Here is a 22,475-nt window from a genome sequence, read left to right on the forward strand (position 1 = left end):
GTAGCACGCGTCCCGGCGCAGCACCTCTGATCTGCCCTCGTACCACGAACTTAATGATCCCGAGAGCGTGACCCGGAAGTATGAGGCACTCTCGAAAGGACACTTAGCTCTGAATGCGCCGGAACGGTGGACCGACGCGTTCTATACCACCCAGTTTGGGTGGCAACCGTTTAGTCGCCGTTTGCTTTACCAGTTGCGTTTAGGGCTCCGCCGCTGCCACTCCTGCCATTCGTCGTAGCTCAGATCGGGGCGCTCTCCCTGGGGCAGCCAGATACGCCGGAGGGGGTCGGATTCCTGGAGGTGCAGCTCTGACCAGCTGAGGTAGTCAGCGAGGGCTTCGGCATACTCGTGCTCGGAGCCTCGACGGTCGGCGGCTTCACGAAGGTCGGCGACAGCCTCAGCGAGCTCGCGATGGCGGATGAAGTCGGTGCGGAGTTGCTCGAGCGTCTCCGCCCAGCTGCTGTATCGAGCCGCTCGCTTCCGCAGTTCTTCGGCGAGGCGTTGCTCCTCGGCCCGCTGGATCTCCCATTGGCGGCGGCGTTCTGCGGCATCACGCGCATCGACGGACATCTGCTCAATCCTCACGATCGCGCGCAAGAGCTTATCTTCAATACGAGTCGCTACGGTGTCGTCAAGAGTCAGCGCGTCATGCGAGCTCGACCTGATTTCGAGGCGCATGCGTTCGGTCGGTACATAGTCGTGCTTGGGATAGCTCCGCCACTTGTAGCGTGCCTCGTCCGCGAGCTCCTTCTCAGTCGGTACATGATCGACGCGCTTCTGCTGCATCCGCAGGCGGATCGCCGCCGCGGAATCGCCTGCGTCGATCGAGAAGAGATCCGGCCCAGGCGAGACCCGTTTCTTGCGTCCGTTCCATGGATCGGTCTCGAAGGTTGACGGGTTCGCGATTACCTTCCACCCACGTCGGATCGACTCCTGCGCAAGCGCATGCAGGATGAGGAGTGCTCGTTGTCGTTGCTCGATTGGCACGTCGAGGCGTGCTTTGTGGTCGACGAGCTCCTTCACGGCTTTATGAGGGCGTCGGACCTGATCCGGCATCGGGATCTTCTCGTCCTTGATTACGCGTTCTGACTTCGCCGATACGTCTGGTTCAACAGCGGGTTTCTGCGGCGGAGCAGACGATGATGCGTCGGCCGGTTTCGGAGAGGAGGGAGGCAACGGAGGCGTGGGATCTGGCAGCTTGGGGGCCGGAGAATCAGGGTAGTGCCCGTGCTCGAGATAGAACTTCCCTGCCTCAGTGATCTCAACACTCCAATGTCCACGTCGCTTGTCCAGCTTGACGAGCCCACGGGTGTGAAGTGCAGGGGCGCTGGTCTTGAAAGTACCACTGGGTGGGTTATCAAGGTCAGCACCTTCGGCGACCCATTGGAGGACGCGTCGCTGAGCGTCGTTGATTCTGATGTCCATGCATCTAGTTTGTCCCGGGCAACTGACAATTGAGCGACGTAAGATCCCGCGGGGAGTCTCCGCACAGATCGAGAGTCTCATCGGGGCCCCGTTGCTAGAGTTTTTCGTCCGAGGACAGGTACTTCCGGATCGTCTTATGGTTCCGCCCTACCCGTCTCGCGATCGTCTTGAAACCAAACCCTTCTGCACGTAGTTCTTTCCAACGGAAGATCTCATCCTCAGTCGGCACAGCCACTCGCGACCGCACCCCAACTGCCAAGAGATGCTTCATGATCGTGCCGCGATTGTGCCCATACTTATCCGCCAGCTCAAATGCGGACATTCCAGCTTCGTAATCGGCAGTCATGAGGCGCAGCTTCTCATCAGTAATGCGAGCGAATGATCGTAGGGATTGTTGAGTTCTTGCGGGTTTTGGGGAGTTTCTCGCCTCAGCAAGTAGCCTCCACCCCTGTTGCAATTCTTCTGCATAGGAGGAGAACACCCCGACCAAAATGATTATGGTTATCATTTTCATTAAGAGTTTATAGAGGTCAAAGACGCTTTTAGGGCGTCTTTTTCATTGCATCGGTACATGCCAGGTGAATGTCGGCATTAGAAAGAAATCAGCCCACCCCTGTTGGCGTTTTCTTCAGGGAGGGTCATCGGTACAGGGTTTCTATGGGCACGCCACCCCTAATGGTATGTACCGATGGTGTTGCGTGAGTTGCAACAGTTGACGTGTCGGGGCTTACTGTCATAATCATAGGCAGTATGCAGAATAGAATCTCACTCCAGCATGTAATGCTCAGCTCTGGCGAAAAGCTCAGTGTGGCACACGGCGTCACGGCTATCGTCGGGCCGAACAACACCGGTAAGAGCTCCCTCCTCCGAGAAATACGGGATCTGATCTCCACCGAGAAATATCACTATGCCTCCCTCGCCCCCAAAGTCATCAGTGGACTCGAGCTTGCCTTTGAAGGAACAGCCGAAGACCTGTTCACTGAGTTTTCAGACACTTACAGCCTTCGTGAGCCAGGAACCTACAACTACGGACAGGTCAACAACCAGCACCTGCTAATAACTGGGGGCGTACATGTTGAATTGGCCGACATCGTTAACCACTGGGGTTCGCAGCAAGGCCTAGGAGGGCGCTTCGCCCAGTTGTACTTCAGATATTTGAATGCCGAGGAGCGTCTCGGACTGACCAATAGTGCGGGTTCCTTTGACACTTATAGAGAAATAGCAAGCTCCCCACTGCAGATTCTCTTTTCCAAACGGGAGATGGAAGCTCGCCTCAACTCGCTTTCCTTGGAGGCATTTAAGACTGGTGTTGTCGTCAATCGCTACGCCGGAAGCATGATCAATCTTCACGCGGGCGAGGTCTTGGAGTCAGAGGGTACGAGCCCTCAATCTGAACAATACCTAGCGGAGATTAACTCACTCCCGTTATTGCACGACCAAGGAGATGGGATGAGAGCTTTTGTCGGGATGGTGATGTCAATCATCACAAACCAGACACCACTTGTGCTCATCGATGAGCCTGAGGCTTTTCTTCACCCACCTCAAGCGCGAATGCTTGGTCGCTTCCTCGCGGACTTTGCCAACCAAGGGAACGGATCACAAGTCCTGATCGCCACTCATAGCGAAGATATAATCGCCGGGCTGACGTCAAAGTCCAGCAGCGATACAGATGTCTCTATCGCGAGGCTAACCCGCAATGGAAACACCAATCATGTTGCGCAACTATCAGCTGAAGTAGTCCATGAGCTCTACGAGGACCCGCTTATGAAGCATTACGACATGCTCAACGGGTTATTCGCTACGGGAGTTGTGTTGTGCGAGGCGGATTCAGACTGTACTTATTATCGAGCAACCGTCGAGTCGATGCCCGCTGACAGCCACGGCTTCGTTCAAGAAGCTCACTTCACGCATGCGAGCGGCAAGGCTCGGATAGCGCAAGCCATAGGTACATTTCGCAAGACGGCAGTGCCCGTAGCTGCCATTTTTGACATTGATATTTTGCAAAATGATCATGAGTTTAACAGGCTTATAGACACAATTGACGCGGATCCAGCTAGGGTCTCGCCCCTTCGAAATGTGATTCTTGACTGGGTAGCGAACAGGGTTACGAAGATCAAACGAACTACCATAAAAGCTGAGATTGACGCGATTCTTTCTAGTAAAACAACTAGTGAGATTAGCGCTGGCGACGTAAGGAAGATCCAAGAATTGGTGGGACAAAAGTCGGGATGGCGCGACCTCAAAACTGCAGGGAAGTCGATATTGTCCGGCGGTGTAGTAACTGCTTTTGGTGACCTTCTGGCGTACCTTGAAGGGTTCGGCGTGTTCATTCTCGAGTCAGGTGAGCTTGAACGCCTGCACCCAGAACTTCCTCAAACAAACAAGGCGGCCTGGTTGCGAGAAGTCATTCAGGACGGGCACTATAAAGATTCACCCGCGGCGTCGATGCTCGGCCGGATTTCTTCATTTCTCGAGGAAGCGCAAACGCAGGTGTCTGCCGCTATCGAAACATCCGCAAAAGTCGCCTAGCCTCCGGAATGGATGCCCTGTTTCGGGGCCGCTAGGCTTTGGAAGCAGACGGTTTATTGTCGCTTCGGGCATCAATCACGACAATCGACTCGTCATTCGATAGCCCAAGCTCGTTCAACGTGTGTACGACCTTAGTGTGATGCTCTGCGGTGTAGCAAATGATGGCTTTAACGGATCTCTTCACGCCGTTTGCTTTTTCATAGATTGCAACTTGGTTTTCGAGGTTTCGTTTCAGGGCGGAGTTGCTTGCAAGTTTAAACTCAATGAGTGATTTGTCTAGAGATCCCTTGCTCACTTTGAAGTCAACAGGGCCGCGCCCGTTGTTCACTTCCCTGTTCACATCAAACTCAGTCCGATACCAAATAAGCCCAAAGAAAATCTGGACTTCGCTCTCCCTGGAAAACGGCTGCCCGTTGCGGTTAATTAACCGGTATCCGTCATTATTCTCTATGTAGTCCTTAAACGCGTTTACACGCACCAAGGCCTCGTCATAACTGCCGAGCGGCATTTCATAGAGACTACTGCGTTGCTCGATGTCTGGAATTGCCTGCTTTACCTGGTCAACCAAAGCGGCATATACGTCTTGTCGCTTCTCGCTACTTATAGCCTCAGCATCTTCGCCAGAGTCTTCCTGGATGCGAATGTAGTGGTCGACCAGCTCTGGAAATTCCCAGATCGTGTCTTGAGCAGCATTTGCATAATCCTTAGCGGTTGGCTTTTGACCTAAGCGGGACCGAAAATACATGTTGATTTGACCGCGCATCTGCTCGTCACTGATAGCCTCCGGAAGCCGTGTGAAGTTCTTCACCATGTCACTATGGTTGATCCACGTCTCCTCGCTAGTGAGGAGGTCAAAAGGAGTTAGGAGTACGAAGTCGTCGCCGAGCTTCGGCAAGTAGTAACGCCTGGTCTTCCACACTTCCGTTACGTAGTCAAATTCGGCGCGTGTCACTGGAAAGTCGCCACAGTCTTCAGGCTTTAGATACTTCTTCGCGAAAGCCTGCGTGTATTCGAGCAGATAGCCCTTTATGAGGTTCGTAGTGAAGTCACTAATGTTGTCGCGGCCGACGCCTTGGCTAATAAGAGCTAGCTTCTCAAGGTGAGGGCTTCGTGTGATGGACTCGTCACCGAAGTTACTGAGAATTGATCCGAGGGCTTTATGCAGGGAGCGTGCAAATTTAGGACCCAAACCGCTTCCGCCATTACCCAAGACAGTAAACCCGAGCCAGTTCTGCTTGACTTCTTTGAATGCGTAAAGATTTTTGATAATAGCTGGGTCAAGGTCTGGATGCGCCTTGTCTCGGAGGAATACCAGGTAATTAACGATGCTCTCGTGCAATGCCTGATACTCGGGCTTTTCGCTATGAAATAGCAGGAATGGATCAATGAACACAGGCAAGTCAGAGACGACGCTCACATTGAACGCGCCGTACTCTTCAAGTACCTCAGGAGATACGCCGAACTGGTCTGAAAAATATAGTTCTATGTCAATATTTTACGACGATTGGAATGGATAGCAAAGCACAAACATTACTACCGCGCCAAAAATCCAGTTGATTGCCTCGGAACTCTTCTCCTATTGACAACCACAAGTGGCCACCTCATAGTCATATCTAGAATATGCCGCGGCTCACGAACAACGATTTCCTGATGCGCCACCGTTTCCTGAAGCGGCTTTGGGAAGATGAGCACCTGAAAAGTCTCTATGGGCTGTTAGCCCCAAACGAGCAGTGGGATGTGCATCAGTACTATCAAACGATCAACACCGGCAGTGATACTGAGATTATCGAGACTCGCACGACCGTCAACACTGGAGACGAGTCGCTTCCGCAGTGTGCGGGTCGTGCGTATGCGAAACTGTTCTATGCATTCCAACAGATCTCAGCAGCGATGGATATCTCCGTCAGTAATCCAGAGGAAGCTCTTCCGCGTATCGAAGAGGCTGGGATTGAATATCGCAGGCGGCTCACGCAACGAGCACGCAAGACCGGCCCGGGTTCAAAGAAGAACTCACGGCACTACATTCAGCCGATCATGAAGCCTAATTTTGATGTAGATCAGTACGTCAAGATAGTGCTCGGAGTTGCCGAGCACCTCATGAACGAAGAAAGAAAGAAGGAGGGTAAACCGCCACTCAATCTTCCGATCTACCGAAAACCCTAACCAAGTAGGTACTTCCGGATCGTCTTATGGTTCCGCCCTACCCGCCTCGCAATGGTCTTAAAGCCGAGCCCTTCCGCCCGCAGCTCTTTCCAGCGGAATATCTCCTCCTCAGTGGGCACGGCCACTCGTGACCGCACACCGGCTGCGGCAAAGTGCTTCATGATGGTGCCGCGGTTGTGCCCGTACTTATCCGCCAGCTCATATGCTGACACTCCAGCTTCGTAATCGGCAATCATAAGGCGCAGCCTCTCGTCGGTGATGCGAGTGAAGGATCGTGGAGATTGTTGAGTTCTTGCGGTTTTTGGAGAGTTTTTCGCCTCGGCGAGTAGCCTCCACCCCTGTTCTAATTCTTCTGCATAGGAGGAGAACACCCCGACCAAAATGATTATGGTTATCATTTTCAGTAAGAATTTATAGAGGTCAAAGACGCTTTCAGGGCGTCTTTTTCATTGCATCGGTACATGCCAAGTGAATGTCGGCATTACAAATAAATCAGCAGACCCCTGTTGGCGTTTTCGCCAAGAAGGGGCATCGGTACATGGTTTCGGGGAAAGCATCACCCCTGTTGGCACGTACCGGTGGTGTTGTAACTCCAACAACTAGATTGAACTAAAAGCCGTACAGATGCTTGCGAGCACTAAACGCATCTCGACCGCCTTCGAGCAAGTCTTCGGCATGCTGGCGAACCGAGGCTGTATCTAACGAGCCAATGCCGTCAGAAACCAGCCTTCCATTACTGCCATCGCCTTCAAGCGTAACCACAAGTTCTGCGTCGCCAAGCACCGGCACGTTGGCATTATGTGTACTTACAACTATTTGTCGTTTACCTTTGAGGGTGCGCAAATGGCGAACGACGCCATTATAAACAAAACGATTGTCCAGATCGTCTTCCGGCTGATCAATGATTAACGGGCTCGTAGAGGCGCCCAGAAGTAGCATAAGAAGAGCAGTTGCGCGTTGGCCCTTAGAAAGCTCGTCCATACTTTTCAAATTGAGGCCGGCACCTTTAGGGGCGATGTTTAGTTGGATGTCGACTGCGCGCCCGACCGAGACTTCTTCAAGTTCTCGGAAAAGAGGCTCTCCGTGACTAAGTAAATGCGTTAGTTGAGAATCAGAGATCCCGTAATCCTTGAGCCCCGTTTCTCCTTTACGAGCTGCACTCACGAATTCTGTAGTCGAGAAGTCTTCCCTGTCGATTGCTGCCATAATCTTTGTCCGAGGCGTCGAGAAGTAACTATCGATAATGGCCTTGACCTGAGAGCGATCAGGATTAGCAATCGGCTTCACCACGACAGCGCTTGCCGTCTTTGCGTTTGCCGCCTTGATTGCCGCAGTTAGCTCTTTCGTAACTTCGGAGTCAGTACCCGCCAAGTCTGCAAGAAGTTGGCTTCGTTCAAGCCGGAGACGCCCTTCACGCTCCCGAAGCGAAGCACGCTGCTCAGACCTCTTCGTCAATGCAGCGAGTTGAGTTTGCGTGGTCAAGTACTTATCTGGACTGTGCCCCTCCGCCACAAGGCCTCGGAACACCTCCGCGTTCTCTTCCTTCAGCGGTTCAACCTTGGCACTCCATGACTCCTTAGCTGCGCTGACAGCGAGTTGAGCTGCCTCCACGGAACTAACTATGGCAGACACCGAAGAACTAAGAGCCGTGCTCAACTCCTCGAGAGCTTTGCCGACAGGATCAATATCTTTTGCCCTTGAGCTCTTCGTGTTTACCGGAAGTTCCGATTGCAACTGGGTGATCAAAGCCTCCACTTCCAAGGCATCTATGGCCTTTTGTGTATTTTGAATCCGGTCTGCAGCTTCCGTAAACGAGCGAGCTTCTGACTCGAGATCGGTCTGCTGCTGCAGCTTACTTCCGATGTCAGTCTCCTTGAACCTTTTAGACTGCTCTTCTAGACGCGGTATGTCAGCAAGCGCATCCTCGAGCTCTTCTTTTTCTTTCTCGAGGAGAGTAAACAGTCGTCGGTTTTCCTTCAGTCTCTCGAGAATCTCTGGCCTCGGCGCATCCGCCTTTAACTCACCCGCAACACGGCTCACCATCTCTGCCATGAGGTTTTTGTCCTGCGCAAGCTCAGCCAGCTCGTGTTGTCCAAATATCTCCAAAGACCCAACGACGTCCCGGGGTCTCAGATTCGTAGTAGACCCACTTGCGTCTTTCACGATCGCAGCATCAGGAACCGTCCGCTCTATGGTGTAACTCGCTGGTTGTGGGGATATCACGTCTACAGTGAGAGAAATCGTGGTTGCCGTCCCAATCACTCCCTTCACGACAGCTTCATGATCATCGCGCGCGTTTGAGCCAATCGGATCAAGCTCAAGTACGTAACGCAGGCTCTCGATAGCAGTAGATTTGCCCGTTCCCCTTCCTCCGATGAGTGCAGTCAAATCTTCGGCGATTGGTATGGTCTGCCCATCAAGAAAGCCGCCTTTCCACGACAACTCTCTGAGTAGTACTCTCGATGAGCTCTTGGGGTCTTGGAGACTTACTCTCGTTTCTGCGGTTCTTAAAGCATGGGTTAGGCCAGCGAGGCTTGGCTCACACATCTTGAACCAGGAGCTCCCACCGGTAGAGGCTAGTCCACTCGGACCCATGACATCGTCAGCATAAATTGGCACAATTGCATGCTTACGTTTATAGGGTGATCGGTTGTCAATGATCGCTACCTGGTCTCCCATTTCCGGAGCACCAGGGACGATACCCATGGCATACACTTTGGAGTTCTTGATCATCGGCACGAGTGGAGCGCCCTTGATGCGACTAAGCAACCCTGAGTTTGCGATGTTCACGTGCGCCGGAATTACCAACGCCCCAAGATTTGTCATAATGTTGACGATCTCGCTATACGGCTTCTCCGCCACTGCATGAGGATCCCCAGGTATTACACCGCAAGCCCCTATCGCCAGGGTAATGTCCTCGAGCTTCTTTCCCTTTTCGAAGATCACCAATAGATGAATCCCCTCTGAGGTATTAGCTTCAAAGCCGGGCAGCACTGTAATGCCACGTGTGGTTGCGTCCGAAATCAATCCCTCTGCAGACGTTGCACACCAATGATCAGTGATCGCAAGGATCTCAATCCCTTGTGCTTCACACTCATCGAGTAGAGCTTCGTTATACCGAGCTTCGTCCGGATATGAAGACTTTGGCGATGGATTTCCCGCATATTCGTATGGATTGACCTGAAGCGCGGCTCGAAACCATCGAGCTGCGCTTCCGTGCAGGGGGGTTGTTGAAAGGGGTTGCGTCACGTCAGCGTTCTCCGATTGGGTTATTTCCCCTAATTGTGACAGCTTGGGGATCTTTTTCAAGTATCCAAAGCTAGATGTGAGTTCCAGGTCCTACTTGACGATCAGCACCGGCAGTGATGCCGACATTATCGAGACGCGCACCACAGTCAATACAGGGGACGAGTCGCTCCCGCAGTGCGCGGGTCGTGCGTATGCGAAGCTTTTCTCTGCATTCCGGCAGATTGCAGCAGCGATGGATATCTCTGTCAGTAATCCAGAGGAGGCTCTTCCGCGTATCGAAGAAGCCGGGGTCGAGTATCGTAGGCGGCTCACGCAACGAGCACGCAAGACCGGTCCGGGATCGAAGAAGAATTCACGGCACTACATTCAGCCGATTATGAAACCTGATTTTGATGTAGAGCAGTACGTCAAGATAGTACTCGGAATTGCCGAGCACCTCGTGAACGAAGAAAGGAAGAAGGGGGGTAAGCCTCCACTCAATCTTCCGATCTACCGAAAACCCTAACCAAGCAGGTGCTTCCGGATCGTCTTATGGTTCCGCCCTACCCGCCTCGCAATGGTCTTGAACCCAAGACCTTCCGCTCGTAGTTCTTTCCAGCGGAATATCTCCTCCTCAGTGGGCACGGCCACTCGTGACCGCACACCGGCTGCGGCAAAGTGCTTCATGATGGTGCCGCGGTTGTGCCCGTACTTATCCGCCAGCTCATATGCTGACACTCCAGCTTCGTAATCGGTAATCATAAGGCGCAGCCTCTCGTCGGTGATACGAGCAAAGGATCGTGGAGATTGTTGAGCTCTTGCGGTTTTTGGAGAGTTTTTCGCCTCGGCGAGTAGCCTCCACCCCTGTTGCAATTCTTCTGCATAGGAGGAGAACACCCCGACAGTTGTGCTTGTATTAGAAACATGAGCATGAGAAATCGGAATATTTGAGAGCTCTCCGCCAGAAATGGCGGGGAGCTTTTTACTTTCTCGAGATCTTCGCGCAGGCTGCGCTGCATGGGGGAGCCGTAGAGGTCGTTGAACGGCGGCGCGAGCACAGCGTGAAGCTGGTGCTCATCATCTCGGTCCTTGGAGACTTCGAGACGCTCGAAGAACACTTGGTTGAACGACCTGCGAATCTAATTGGGTGCCCGGCGGTAGGCATCGGCGCTTCGAATAGCGAGTTCGATCGCCTTATCGATGAGCTCGGCGGTTTGTTCGATGTCGGTGTTCAACGCGGTGAGCGACCGAGTGATCGAGTTCAGTTCGCTGTCGAGTTGCTGCTGTTCGTCGCGGAGGATCGTGAATGGGATGGCGTCGTTGTAGCGCGCTTTGAGGAGTTTGCGTTGCTTGCGTTCGATCTCGAGCTTCTTCGCGGCGAGGGCTTCGCGTTGCTCGTTGACGTCTTAGATTATGAGCTTCAGTTCGCCACGCAGGAGCTTTCGCAGCTCTTCGGCGTAGAGCGGTTTCAGTGCGAGCCGGTCGTAGAATGACGCCTTGAAAGTTGGAATAAACTTGGAAAACGGATTGGGAGGCAGCCAAAAGACTCGATGAAGACGACGTTGTCACCCTCTACCAGCAGCTGCTGTTTCTTACGAAGCGCGACGGATTCACACAACGTCGTCTCGCCCAAGCTGCCATCGTCGACGAGCTGCTTCGAGGCTCCTTGGAAGACAGCTTTGAGTGGCTTCGCCACCGGTTTACTTCGGCGATCTACACGCTGCCGCACGAGCAAGCCGAACTCCTGCTGGATATCTTCGCGCTCAGTGTCGACACACGACGCCTGCCCGCTCTAACCGACCGACGGCCACTCCGCGGACGCAAGATCGGTCGTGGGGTGGATACTGTGCGAACACAGACTGCTGCCGCGCTCAGAGCGTTGCACTCACGCCTCGTCGCTGGTCGTTACGCGCAAGCACCCTTCGTCTTGGACGTTCCGGAACGCATAGGGGCGTCATCTACGAAGAGACCAGTACTCTGATCGTCGTCGAAGACCGACGCTGGCGTGCAACCTGCGAGCTCTGTCAGTTCGCGAATACGGCTGGCGAACTGGACTACGTCACCAACGATCGTTCTTACCCTGACGTGGTTGCCCCCAGTAGCAAAGGTCGCTTCACCTTGAATAGCTGCGCCGTTGACGGCGCAGGCCGGAACGATCTTTTCTGGTACAGGAGCGCCGTCCGCAGTGCTCGCGAATCCATGCCGGACCGTGAACGCTTCGATCTGCAGTTCCGTATCCCCCGCCCGAAGACAGTGTCGAGCCGGAAACAATGACGCTCGCAAGCCGCGCGCTGCATCAACGCTCACCCCTGTTCAAACTTCGCGTGAAATTCATCGGCGAACTGCCGGAGAGCTTGTAGCGCTTCATCGGCGCAAGCCCCTTCGCGCGGCCACATGCTGCAGACGAGTACAACCGTGTTGATCCCGATGCGAGCGGCACGGGGCACTTACTCTTCGCGCCGTCCACGGCGGACTGTTCAACGGCTTTACATGGGCATGGAGCGAAGTGACGAAATCGTTACACTTCTCGAAAGCACCTGATTATGACATAATTACCGCAGATAGCAGACCCAGGTTGAGAGCTGTACCACTCCCGTCTGTGGTCGCATTGTCGATTTACCCTCGCGCCGTACCTGGGGATGTCGGTCGGCACCGATACGGTAAGAGCAGTACCCGAATTAGTTTAAGGAGCGCCGATCGGCGCCAAGGAGATACCGAAATATGGTGCGAGCAATGAAGCCAAAATCGCAAAAGTCATTGGAGCAGACACTTTGGGATGCGGCTGATAAGTTGCGAGGCAACCAGGAGCCAAGCGAGTACAAGCACGTTGTGCTCGGGCTCGTGTTCCTGAAGTACATCTCGGACCGCTTTGAGGAGCGCCGCGACTCGCTTGAAGCTGAGCTCCTTGCTGATGGCATCAAGTCAGAGCGCATCGAGTCCTTCCTTGAGGACCGGGACGAATACACCAGCAAGAGCGTCTTCTGGGTGCCTGAAAACGCTCGATGGGGATACGTGCAATCGCGGGCGAAGCTGATGACGGTCGGGCAAGACATCGACACGGCGATGGGCCTCATTGAGAAGGAGAACCCGTCTGTTCGAGGCGTACTCCCGCGTAATTACGGGCGTGATGGCCTGGACAGGCGACGCCTTGGCGAGCTTGTCGACCTGATTGGCAGCATCGGGTTCACGAGCGCTGATGACCACGGTGCTGACGACGTGCTTGGGCGTGTCTACGAGTACTTCCTTGGGCAGTTCGCCGGCAAGGAGACCGGCAAGGATGCCGGTGCCTTCTACACGCCACGAAGCGTCGTGAAGACGCTCGTTGAGATGCTTGAGCCGTACAAGGGCCGCGTCTATGACCCGGCCGCAGGCTCAGGCGGCATGTTCGTGCAGTCAGCTGAGTTTGTGAAAGCGCACGGTGGTATGCGCACTGACATCTCGGTCTACGGGCAGGAATACACGGACACGACGTGGAAGCTCGCGAAGATGAACCTTGCGCTGAGGGGCATCGAAGCTGATCTCGGCCCAAAGTCAGCCGACACCTTCACAGAAGATCTCCACCCAGACCTTCGAGCGGACTTCATCATCGCGAACCCGCCATTCAACGTGTCGGACTGGTGGGATGGGAAGCTCGCGGATGACCCGCGCTGGAAATATGGGACACCGCCGCAGGGCAACGCCAATTTCGGTTGGGTGCAGCATTTTGTCCACCATCTGAGCCCTTCGGGCACGGCGGGATTTGTTCTCGCAAATGGCGCACTGTCGTCGCGTGCCGCTGCTGAGGCTGAGATCCGTGAACGTCTTGTTCGCGAGGACTTGGTAGACTGCATCGTATCGTTGCCGGACCGGCTATTCTTCAACACTGCGATACCGGTCTCGCTCTGGTTCATTTCGAAGGGGCGACGCGGCAACGGACACCGTGCACGTTCGGGTGAGGTGCTCTTCATAGACGCACGACGTCTCGGCGAAATGGAAACGCGGCGGCTGCGGACGATTAGCGATGCCGACATTGCGAAGATTGCTGGCACTTATCACTCGTGGCGCTCTCACAAACCAGCGAAGGCTTACGTCGATGTTGACGGCTTCGCCCGCGTCGCAACTACCGAAGAGATCGCTGCTCAGGGATACGTCCTCGCCCCTAGCCGATATGTTGGCTTTGGCGATGAGGTCGTTGATCCCAATTCTGCAGAGGCCATCGCGAAGCGAACAACGCTTGCCTCTGAGGCTCGACAGATGCTTGATGCCTTCGATGCTGCTCGGACAGAAGCCGAATCCGCGTTTTCCGAACTTTCTGAAGCCTTCGAGATCGCTGATTGGCAGGAGGTGTGCGTCGGCGACGTGGCGAAGGTTATCGGCGGCGGCACGCCACCATCTCGCGAGGAGAGTAACTTCGGTGGCGACGTTCCATGGGTTACGCCGAAAGACATGACGAATCACCGCGGTCGTTTTATCAGCGGTGGGGCGAGATCTCTCACTAGCGACGGGCTCGCGAATTCGAGCGCAAAGCTTCTTCCAAAAGACGCGGTATTGGTGTCGAGCCGCGCACCGATCGGGCTTGTTGCGATTGCGTCTGGTCCGCTCTCTACCAATCAGGGTGTTCGATCTTTGATCTTCGACAAGAGTCAGGATCCGGTTTTCTGGTACTACCTCTTGCGGCAATCAACTTCGGAGCTCGATGCCCATGCCAACGGCAGTACGTTTCGAGAGATCAGCGGTGGCAGCCTTGCGAAGCTTAAGTTCACAGTGCCTTCGCTTGAATGGCAGCGCCGAATTGCTCAGACGTTAAGCCGAGTTGACAATCTCATCGAGCACAACCTCGGTCTCAACTCAGTGCTCGGCCAGTTGTCTGAAATGGGCTCCCACTATGCGGTCGGGCGGAGCGAATGAGAGCCGCCACCCTTTGTCTCGATGGAGGATGTCTTCGCATCGATGGTCACTCAGGCGAGCATCATCTTCGTCCGTTGGAGGCGTGGGGTTTCTTCGGTGAGGCGGACATGAACAAGATCGCAAAGGCGGGTTACGCAACCCCGCGGGGCGGCGCAAAGGGTGCGTACCAGAATCACGTCTACCGGAACAATCGAGTCATAGTCCCGTTCGAACATCTTGACCAGGTTGACCTCGGGCAGTTCGCTGACGGTTACATCGTGCGTCTCTTCCCTGACCAGTATTTCGAGTCTGCGGGAGTAGTCTCGCAGAGATTCGCGGAGCCGGGTGCGCAGGTGGTCGGTGAGGACGCGTTCGTGCTGTATCGCAGTCACCAATCGCTCGAAGCTTTCCCACCGCCCGCTGATTGGGAAGTTCGCTGGCTTTCCAGGGATGGCAAGCCGGTAAATCGACGTGGAGCCGGAGCTACGGACATTGGTGATTACGTCCTCCGTCTCTCAAGGGGAAGCGCGGCTCAACTGAAGCGCGTTGAAGGGCCGCCGCAAGGAATTTTCGCGCCCGAGTACGCACCTGCGCAGACCAACTTTGAATGTCAGGCGATGCTCGCTTGGCTGGTCGTACACGCCCGGTCAAGCCCCTACACCACTTCGCAGGCTATGCATTTGAAGTCGATTCTCGAGTATAGCGATCTGATCGGTGACCGTTTGGAGCGCGCGGGAGTAACGCGGAACGGTCTTTCGATATGTCCTCTGTGCCTCCGGGTGATCGACTACGACGAACTCCACAAGGCCGTAGAGTTCAGTCAAGTCGACGGGCTACTCAATGCGGCACTTCAAGTCGACGGAACCACTCGCTCAACGAAGGCAAACCTGTTCCATCTCGACCCCTTGGTCTATGAGCGGCTCAACCACAAGCCGACCTCAGTGGCATGGGGACATGCGACCTGCAACACGCTCCTAGGTCAGCGACACTGTTTCTCCCTCTCGGAGCTCCAAGAAGCGGGTCAGAAGGTTGGCTTCTTAGATGAGGACGACGAGCTCGTGACGTTTGGCTGGATGTCCAGCGACTTCAAGATGATCCGCTCGCCGCATGGCGCGGTATGGGTACAGCTGAGCGATGACATGTCCCGAGCCGAGCAAGACGCCGCCTTTGACGGAGCGGAAGACCGGTCGCTTGCCGCTCCAGCGGAAGAAGAGAGCCGCTCATGATAGACGCTTTCAACGAGAACACCGTCGAGTTGGCCGCTCTCGCGTACTTCGCCGAACTCGGTTATCACGCACTGCACGGCCCGAGCCTCGCGCCCGGCGAAGCTGATACTGAGCGGGAGTCGTATGAGGAAGTCTTTCTGTGGGGCCGACTTCGCTACGTGATTCGACTCCTGAACCCCGGTCTCGACAGCGATGCGGTCGCTGAGACCATCAAGCGCGTGCGCCGCGCCGAGTCACAGAGTGCTATCGACGAGAACTATCGGCTGCACAAGCTCGTCACTGAAGGCGTGCCCATCGAGCAGCGTGGCTCCGACGGCATCCTACGGACGCGCACGATCAACCTTATCGACTTCGAGCACCCCGAGAGCAACGACTGGGTAGCAGTTAACCAGTTCACGATTATCGAGAACGGCAAGAACCGCCGCCCGGACGTACTTGTGTTCGTCAACGGAATCCCGCTGGCGCTGTTGGAGCTCAAAAACCCAACTGCCGAGCATGCGACGCTCAAGTCCGCCTGGAATCAGGTGCAGACGTACAGAAAGGACATCCCGTCTGTGTTTCTAGCGAACGCAGTGACGGTTATCTCCGATGGCACGTCTGCTGCGATGAGCAGCTACAGCGGTGCGTTCGAGCACTACGCCCCATGGAAGACGATGGACGGCAGGTCGGTAATCACCGATCGGCCGGCCCTCGAGGTGCTCATCAAAGGTGTATTCGATAAAGCCCGCTTCCTCGATCTGCTCCGCAACTTCGTCGTGTTCAGCCGCGAGGCGGTGACGGACAAGGCGACGATGCAGAGGACGTCTGCTCTTATCAAGCGGGTCGCGAAGTACCACCAGTACTGGGCAGTCAACGCCGCGGTCGAGTCAACCATCCAGGCGTCGAGCCCGTCCGGCGACCGTCGGGGGGGTGTCGTCTGGCACACACAAGGCTCCGGCAAGAGCTTCGAGATGGTGTTCTACGCCGCCAAGGTGATGCGCGATGCGCGGATGTCTAACCCGACGCTCGTGTTTATCACCGACCGCAACGACCTGGACAACCAGCTCTACGAAGAAGTCTTCGCGCCGGCGCACATTCTGCCTGAATCGCCTGTCCAGGCTGAGACCCGCAAGGATCTGCGCACGAGGCTGACGCGGGCGTCAGGTGGCATTGTCTTCACGACGATCCAAAAGTTCGCACCAGGCGAGGACGGCGACGCGAACGCCGTACTGACTGACCGGCGCAACGTCATCGTGATCGCGGACGAGGCGCATCGCTCGCAGTACGGCTTCAGTGAGTACCTCGACCGTAGCGGACGGCTCAAGGCCGGGCTTGCGAAGCATATGCGAGATGCCTTACCAGGAGCTACCTATCTCGGCTTCACCGGAACGCCGATCGACTCGGCAGACAAATCGACGCGCTCAGTGTTCGGCGATTACGTCGACGTGTATGATCTGACGCGTGCTGTCGAAGACGGTGCAACCGTCCGGATCTTCTACGAATCCCGACTCGCCAAGGTCGATCTTTCAGCCGAGGACTACGCCGCACTCGATGAACTTGTCGAGGAGGTCGCGGAGCAGGTCGAGGAAGTTGCCGCCACCGCAGCGAAGTCGCGATGGTCACGACTCGAAGCGATTGTCGGTGCTGACGCTCGCCTTGACATGGTCGCTGCAGACATCGTCGAGCACTGGGAGAAGCGGCGCGAGTCCATCCTAGGTAAGGGCATGATCGTCACGATGAGCCGCCGCATTGCGGTGAAGCTCTACGAGAAGATCGTGGCGCTGCGGCCGGAGTGGCACTCCGACGATCCCGCCAGGGGCAAGATTAAGGTCGTTATGACGGGATCGGCGGTGGACCCCGCAGAGTTCCGGACGCACATTCATTCGAAGGATGTGCGCAAAGACCTCAAGGCTCGGGCGAAAGACTCCGACGATTCGCTTGAGTTGGTCATCGTGCGTGACATGTGGCTGACAGGCTTCGATGCACCGTCGATGCACACGATGTATGTGGATAAGACCATGCAAGGCGCCGGGCTCATGCAGGCCATCGCCCGCGTGAACCGGACGTTTCGGGACAAGCCAGGTGGCCTGATCGTCGATTACATCGGCATCTTCGACAACCTGCAGAGCGCGCTGAGCGAGTACTCGCCATCTGACCGCGATCAGGCGGGTGTTCCGATCGAGGACATGGTCAATATCATGCTTGAGAAGCACGACGTCGTGCGCGGGCTGCTTCACGGCGTGACCTACGACGCGTCACCATCGCTGTCGCCATCGCAGCGCCTGGCTGAGTACGCCAAGGTGCTCGACTTCGTGATGGCCGATCCCGATCGAACGAGCCGCCTTAACGACCAGGTGTTGGCGCTCGCGAAGGCATTTGCGCTGGCCGGCGCGCGTGACGAAGCCGCCGCCATCCGGGACGATGTCCGGTTGTTCACTGACGTACGCGCAGCGGTCCTCAAAATCCAGAGCCCCGATTCGGGCCGTGGTGGAAGCGGAAGTGTCGAGATTGACACCGCCCTCGGACAGCTCCTGAACGAAGCCGTATCGGCCAACCGGGTGATTGATGTCTACCAGCTGGCAGGCGTCGAGACCCCGGAGCTTTCCCTCCTGTCCGAGGAGTTCCTCGACTCGCTCGCGGAGAAAGAGAAGCCCAACCTTCAGATGGGGCTGCTTCGACGGTTGCTCAACGACCAGGTCCACACGGTGCAGCGGACGAACGTCGTGCAGGCACGTAAGTTCTCCGAGCAGCTCGAAGAGGCGATTAATCGATACACGAACCGATCGCTGACTACGGCAGAAATCATTGCGGAGCTCGTAAAGCTTGCGAAGACCATGCGTGATGAGGATACGCGGCACAAGTCACTCGGGCTACGAGAGGACGAGGCTGCCTTTTATGACGCTGTCCGGCTCAACTATGCTGCAGTGCTTGAGCTTGGTGACGACACACTCAAGAAGATCGCGCAAGAACTAGTGACTGCAGTGCGGGCATCGGCCACGATCGACTGGAATTTGAAGGACTCGGTCCGCGCTGCGATGCGCACGAAAGTGCGTCGTCTCCTTGCAAAATACGACTACCCACCGGACGCAGAGGCCAAAGCGGTAGAGCTGGTGCTTGAGCAGGCCGAGGTATTGGCGCGCGAGGCGGCTGCGTAGGCCATGAATCTCTGGCGGAGGAGCGGCTGGGCTTTGGGGGTTGCATGGATGGAGTACGAGCTGTCACCATCGACGACGCCAGCATTCTGGTGCTTGAAGAAGTCACTCAGGAGATCAAGGATACGCTCAACGCGACGCTTGTCGAGTACTGCTACGGGCGTGTGAATGCCGGTGAAGACTCCGACTACTACTCCCTCGATACGACGATCGACGAATTCTTCAAGCTCTACGACACCAAGTGCGACGAGACTCGTCTCGATATCGCAGGGGAGCTTATAGTTCACCTTCTTGTACCGCATGGGCAGGAGCGTCTTATATCGGCGGGCCTCTACCTCAACTAAGAATAAGGCGCGATCAAGAAGGGTTTCGACCTTACAATCCACGACGGCGTTGATGATGGTCTTTGATATGGCGGAATCAAGGCTGGATGTGTCAACGCCGCCCAAACCGCCGACAGTAAGGTGCACGACCTGATCGGAGTGGCAGAGCGAAGACTGCACGACATGTTCACATCGGATGTTCGAAAGAACCGGTGGGACGTAGCGCAGCTCGACGCAGATGCGATGCTTTGGAGTAAGCATGCAGAGACTGTCAAGACGCTCTTGCGAGCGGACTTCAAGGCTGTGAATGGCGGCGGTGCCGTAAATGCGCGGGCGCTTCTTTGCGGTGTGGTGATGCACCAGTTTGAACTGAGTGAGATTGATGCTGCAACAGGAAAAGCACTCATCGATCGAGTGAAAGGTCGCGGCCGATTTGCTGATCTTCGTATCTTGCTCATCCAGCAGGCGGATCTCGAAGACATAGTCGCCGTGCTGCGTGCTTCAGTAGGAGCATCAGTCTAATGGCGATTGATATCACTTACCGAAAATTGTGTAACCAGGCGATCCTGGAGGGTTCTGGTTTTCTCGAGCTGTACAAGCGTATATCTTTGGGTATGACGCTCTCGGGTGATGAGTACCAGGAACTACTTTCGTATGCCGTGAACTTTTTTCGTAAGGGTGACTCGACCGTCAAGCGACTTGGCTATCGAATCGCACTTCAGTACTCAATAGACACCGCAAATACGGGCCCCACCTCACCCCGGTCGACACGAGCATCATCCCCGAGAGCGAGTTTCATCGCGAGTACGTGGTGCCGCATCCATCCGGTCAGGGATGGATCTTAGCGATCGTGGGCACCGGCCTGGCGAGCCTCGTGCGCTCACGTCCCGAGGGAGATGGCCTCCGGAATGGTGAGCTGCGAGCGTTTGTGCCGACGAGCGATACCTGAATCGACGAGTACGTCCATGAACTGATACGTGTCGTGAGTGCCGGTGGCAAGCGGGTATACGCTGTGGACCCCCACACGAAGAGTGATGCTCATCGTGCGGAAAGGAACGTCGTCGCGTGGCCAGATGCGGCCAGGCGTTTCGGGGCGAGGGATACTCCGTTGCTGACTAACGGCCCGCTGGCCTGGTTCTCGACCGAGCGCTGATGACCCGCACAGCAGCTCCACTAGAGGGTGTGGGGTGGATCGCGGTACCCAGGTGTCGGTGGAAAACTGCCTGCTCACCTCCCATCGATCGACACGAGCGTGAGTTCATCTTGGGGCGACCACGGACGAAGCACTCGTTTCGTTTGTGTATCCAAATCTGCAAACGTGGGCGCAACACCACCCCTGTTTGACTCGCAGTTATGCGAATCCGTGACTCAGCTCGTACCGCGTTTTCCAGCGCTCGTGGCACCGAAACGGCGATGAGTACGCCACGCCTTCTCTGGCCCGACGTCGCCAAGGGCCTCCTCATCATCCTCGTGGTGTTTTGGCACACGGTGGTGAAAACCTACCTTCAGGTTGACTGGCGGCTGCCGGTGCCGATTCCCGGCGCGTGGGGGATGATTGCCGACATCACGTATCCGGTGCGGATGCCGCTGTTCTTTCTCATCTCGGGATGCTTCGCCGCGAGCGCGCTCGCGCGGCCGTGGGGCGCGGTGCTTCGGAACCGCGTGGTGCGATTCCTGTACCTCTACCTGCTGTGGACGCTGATCCACACCGCCGCGATGTGGGCGTTTCCCGACTTTCCCACGCTCGTTCCACGATCCGTCGCCGCGTTCATTGAGGCGATCACGATCAGCCCGACCAACACCTGGTATCTCTATGCGCTCGCGCTGTACTTTGTGGTGGCCAAGGGGCTTCGCGGCGTGCCCCGGTGGATTCCCCTGGGGCTGGCGGCCGGGCTGTCGATCGCGGTCGGGGCGGGGGTCATCGATATCGTGAGCAACCGCGGGTCACTGATCGCGAACCTGTTGTTTTTCCTCATCGGGGCGTACGCGTCGCGACACATGCTTAAGTTTGCCGCGCGGCCGCGTCCGATACTCGCCGGTGCGCTGGCTTTGCTCTACCTGGGTGCGTTTGCCCTGGTGCGCGCGACCGCAGCAGAACACGTGCCCGGGGTATTGCCGGTGCTTGCGCTGATCGGAGTGGGCATGGGACTCGCAATCGCACCGCTTCTGGCGCGGATTCCGAAGCTCGGCACCGGGCTCGCCGCGGTCGGTGCCCGCACCCTCCCGATCTACATGATTCACATTCCCGTCCTCGTACTGATCGACGCGCTCCTCGTCGGGCCGCTCTCCGACGCCGGGGGAGCCGTGCAGCTTGCGGCGGCGATCACGTTGCCCGCCATTGTCATCGCCGTCGTCATCGCCGCGAGCCTCTGGATCGCGCGCCTCATCGCGCGCGACGGGCTGCGCTGGCTCCTCGACCTCCCTAGCGCTCGCCATACTCGCCGCACCCTGCCCTGGCGTATTCCGCTCGCCGTCCTCTCACTCGTGGCCATCGGCATCGCGGCCTCCGCAGCCACGGCACTCCCCGTCACAAACGTTTCCCGCTCACCCCTCGCCGGCACACCCGGCGTCAACGATCCCCACCGGCCCGCGCACCGCACCGGCGAGGTGAGCATCGGTGCCGTCGGCGACATTCTGCTCTACGACGCGTCGCGCGGGATTCCGGCCGATCAGGCGGCCGGGTACTTCGATCACGTGCGCCCCTGGTTCACAGAGGACATCGTGACCGGTAACCTCGAACAGGCCCTCACGTCCGATAACGGCACCAACAAGTGCGCGCGGCTCAACGACTGCTTTGCCTTTCGCAGCGACCCCGCGGCCGCCTCGAGCCTGCGCGGATTCACCGACCTGAACCTCGCCAATAACCACAGCCGTGACTTCGGTCAGGGCGGCTATGACGCCACGCGGGCGGCGCTCGAGGGCGCGGGCATTCGCCCGGTGGGGGATCGAGACGAGATCAGCTGTACGCGGGTCGGTGAACTCACGGTCGCGATGATCGGGTTTGCACCCTACTCCACGTTCAACCGGGTGACGGACCTTCGGCACGTGCGCAAAATTGTCCGCACGGCGGCCGAGCGCGCCGACATCGTGATCGTCCAGGCGCACATGGGGGCCGAGGGTGCGGGCGCAGACGCGGTCAGGCCCGGCACCGAAACGATGTTTGGGGAGAACCGCGGAGACCCGATCGCCTTCGCCCATGCGGCGATCGACGCCGGAGCCGATCTCGTGCTCGGGCACGGCCCCCATATTCTGCGCGGCATGGAGTGGTATCGCGGCAAGCTCATCGCCTACAGCCTCGGAAACTTCGGCGGCGGGGGAGTCTTCGGAAAGGATCCCGCCACGCGATTTGGAGCCTACCTCTCGGTCACACTGAGCGCAGACGGCACGGTGAGTGCCGCGCGGGTGCGGTCGATCCGACTCACCCAGGCAGACGGCATTCCCCTGCCCGACCCCACCCACCGGGCCGCACACCTCATGAACCAGCGCGGCGTCCGCGACCTTCGGGAATCCGCCGCGATCATCAGCCCCGACGGCACGGTCGCCCCGGCCCGGGTTGAACCATGACGCTCGATATGACAGGGTGG

Annotated in this window: 16 protein-coding genes; 10 read left to right on the forward strand and 6 right to left on the reverse strand. The window is 56.8% G+C overall.

Annotated elements, in window-relative coordinates:
- Window positions 1-186 precede the first annotated feature (186 nt).
- Together M2390_RS01550 and M2390_RS01555 are read right to left on the reverse strand one after the other, a co-directional pair.
- Window positions 187-1,425, reverse strand: coding sequence for a hypothetical protein (locus M2390_RS01550; protein ID WP_259176541.1), 1,239 nt, complete (start codon window positions 1,423-1,425; stop codon window positions 187-189).
- A 94-nt stretch (window positions 1,426-1,519) separates the two neighbouring features.
- On the reverse strand, window positions 1,520-1,939 hold the full coding sequence (locus tag M2390_RS01555; RefSeq protein ID WP_259176542.1) for a hypothetical protein: 420 nt from the start codon (window positions 1,937-1,939) through the stop codon (window positions 1,520-1,522).
- Window positions 1,940-2,142: 203 nt separating this feature from the next.
- On the opposite strand from M2390_RS01555, the gene M2390_RS01560 reads away from it, so the two are divergent.
- On the forward strand, window positions 2,143-3,954 hold the full coding sequence (locus M2390_RS01560; RefSeq protein WP_259176543.1) for an ATP-dependent endonuclease: 1,812 nt from the start codon (window positions 2,143-2,145) through the stop codon (window positions 3,952-3,954).
- Window positions 3,955-3,985: 31 nt separating this feature from the next.
- Here the strand turns inward: M2390_RS01560 and M2390_RS01565 are convergent, their stop codons facing one another.
- Window positions 3,986-5,371, reverse strand: coding sequence for a hypothetical protein (locus M2390_RS01565; RefSeq protein ID WP_259176544.1), 1,386 nt, complete (start codon window positions 5,369-5,371; stop codon window positions 3,986-3,988).
- A 203-nt stretch (window positions 5,372-5,574) separates the two neighbouring features.
- On the opposite strand from M2390_RS01565, the gene M2390_RS01570 reads away from it, so the two are divergent.
- Window positions 5,575-6,117, forward strand: a complete 543-nt coding sequence (locus M2390_RS01570) for a hypothetical protein (RefSeq protein ID WP_259176545.1) — start codon at window positions 5,575-5,577, stop codon at window positions 6,115-6,117.
- Here M2390_RS01570 and M2390_RS01575 read toward each other — a convergent pair.
- Both M2390_RS01575 and M2390_RS01580 read right to left on the reverse strand, forming a co-directional pair.
- Window positions 6,114-6,515, reverse strand: coding sequence for a helix-turn-helix domain-containing protein (locus tag M2390_RS01575; protein ID WP_259176546.1), 402 nt, complete (start codon window positions 6,513-6,515; stop codon window positions 6,114-6,116). The genes M2390_RS01570 and M2390_RS01575 overlap by 4 nt on opposite strands.
- A 211-nt stretch (window positions 6,516-6,726) precedes the next feature.
- Window positions 6,727-9,426: a TrlF family AAA-like ATPase gene (locus M2390_RS01580; RefSeq protein WP_259176547.1), complete on the reverse strand. Its 2,700-nt coding sequence runs from the start codon at window positions 9,424-9,426 to the stop codon at window positions 6,727-6,729.
- Window positions 9,427-9,460: 34 nt separating this feature from the next.
- Here M2390_RS01580 and M2390_RS01585 point away from each other — a divergent pair, with 34 nt between their 5' ends.
- A complete protein-coding gene (locus tag M2390_RS01585) occupies window positions 9,461-9,871 on the forward strand; it encodes a hypothetical protein (protein WP_259176548.1) in 411 nt (136 codons plus the stop codon).
- Here the strand turns inward: M2390_RS01585 and M2390_RS01590 are convergent.
- Window positions 9,868-10,242: a helix-turn-helix domain-containing protein gene (locus tag M2390_RS01590; protein WP_259176550.1), complete on the reverse strand. Its 375-nt coding sequence runs from the start codon at window positions 10,240-10,242 to the stop codon at window positions 9,868-9,870. The two genes, M2390_RS01585 and M2390_RS01590, sit on opposite strands and share 4 nt — an antisense overlap.
- A 50-nt stretch (window positions 10,243-10,292) precedes the next feature.
- On the opposite strand from M2390_RS01590, the gene M2390_RS01595 reads away from it, so the two are divergent.
- From M2390_RS01595 to M2390_RS01625, 7 genes are all read left to right on the forward strand, one after another.
- The gene (locus M2390_RS01595) at window positions 10,293-10,838 is read left to right on the forward strand and encodes a hypothetical protein (RefSeq protein WP_259176552.1); all 546 of its coding nucleotides are present in this window, start codon (window positions 10,293-10,295) and stop codon (window positions 10,836-10,838) included.
- A gap of 1,228 nt (window positions 10,839-12,066) precedes the next feature.
- Window positions 12,067-14,232: an N-6 DNA methylase gene (locus M2390_RS01600; protein ID WP_259176553.1), complete on the forward strand. Its 2,166-nt coding sequence runs from the start codon at window positions 12,067-12,069 to the stop codon at window positions 14,230-14,232.
- Window positions 14,233-14,339: 107 nt separating this feature from the next.
- Window positions 14,340-15,437 carry a hypothetical protein gene (locus M2390_RS01605; protein WP_259176555.1) on the forward strand — a complete coding sequence of 366 codons (1,098 nt, stop codon included), beginning with the start codon at window positions 14,340-14,342 and terminating at the stop codon, window positions 15,435-15,437.
- Complete coding sequence (locus M2390_RS01610) at window positions 15,437-18,571, forward strand: type I restriction endonuclease subunit R (protein ID WP_259176799.1); 3,135 nt, start codon at window positions 15,437-15,439, stop codon at window positions 18,569-18,571. The genes M2390_RS01605 and M2390_RS01610 overlap by 1 nt, the downstream gene beginning before the upstream one ends.
- A 44-nt stretch (window positions 18,572-18,615) precedes the next feature.
- The gene (locus M2390_RS01615; RefSeq protein WP_259176557.1) at window positions 18,616-18,912 is read left to right on the forward strand and encodes a hypothetical protein; all 297 of its coding nucleotides are present in this window, start codon (window positions 18,616-18,618) and stop codon (window positions 18,910-18,912) included.
- A gap of 162 nt (window positions 18,913-19,074) precedes the next feature.
- The gene (locus M2390_RS01620) at window positions 19,075-19,413 is read left to right on the forward strand and encodes a hypothetical protein (RefSeq protein ID WP_259176558.1); all 339 of its coding nucleotides are present in this window, start codon (window positions 19,075-19,077) and stop codon (window positions 19,411-19,413) included.
- 891 nt (window positions 19,414-20,304) lie between these two features.
- Window positions 20,305-22,455, forward strand: coding sequence for a CapA family protein (locus M2390_RS01625; protein ID WP_259176559.1), 2,151 nt, complete (start codon window positions 20,305-20,307; stop codon window positions 22,453-22,455).
- Window positions 22,456-22,475: the final 20 nt, after the last annotated feature.

This window comes from Mycetocola sp. BIGb0189, from assembly GCF_024810155.1.
Taxonomy (GTDB): Bacteria; Actinomycetota; Actinomycetes; order Actinomycetales; family Microbacteriaceae; genus Mycetocola; species Mycetocola lacteus.

Excerpts from the sequence above, each read along its gene's own strand:
- M2390_RS01620 (WP_259176558.1), top strand. The coding sequence starts at position 19,075 with ATGTTCACATCGGATGTTCGAAAGAACCGGTGGGACGTAGCGCAGCTC.
- M2390_RS01605 (WP_259176555.1), top strand. The coding sequence starts at position 14,340 with ATGAACAAGATCGCAAAGGCGGGTTACGCAACCCCGCGGGGCGGCGCA.
- M2390_RS01600 (WP_259176553.1), top strand. The coding sequence starts at position 12,067 with ATGGTGCGAGCAATGAAGCCAAAATCGCAAAAGTCATTGGAGCAGACA.
- M2390_RS01555 (WP_259176542.1), bottom strand. The coding sequence starts at position 1,939 with ATGAAAATGATAACCATAATCATTTTGGTCGGGGTGTTCTCCTCCTAT.
- M2390_RS01615 (WP_259176557.1), top strand. The coding sequence starts at position 18,616 with ATGGATGGAGTACGAGCTGTCACCATCGACGACGCCAGCATTCTGGTG.
- M2390_RS01550 (WP_259176541.1), bottom strand. The coding sequence starts at position 1,425 with ATGGACATCAGAATCAACGACGCTCAGCGACGCGTCCTCCAATGGGTC.
- M2390_RS01625 (WP_259176559.1), top strand. The coding sequence starts at position 20,305 with ATGAGTACGCCACGCCTTCTCTGGCCCGACGTCGCCAAGGGCCTCCTC.
- M2390_RS01575 (WP_259176546.1), bottom strand. The coding sequence starts at position 6,515 with ATGATAACCATAATCATTTTGGTCGGGGTGTTCTCCTCCTATGCAGAA.
- M2390_RS01570 (WP_259176545.1), top strand. The coding sequence starts at position 5,575 with ATGCCGCGGCTCACGAACAACGATTTCCTGATGCGCCACCGTTTCCTG.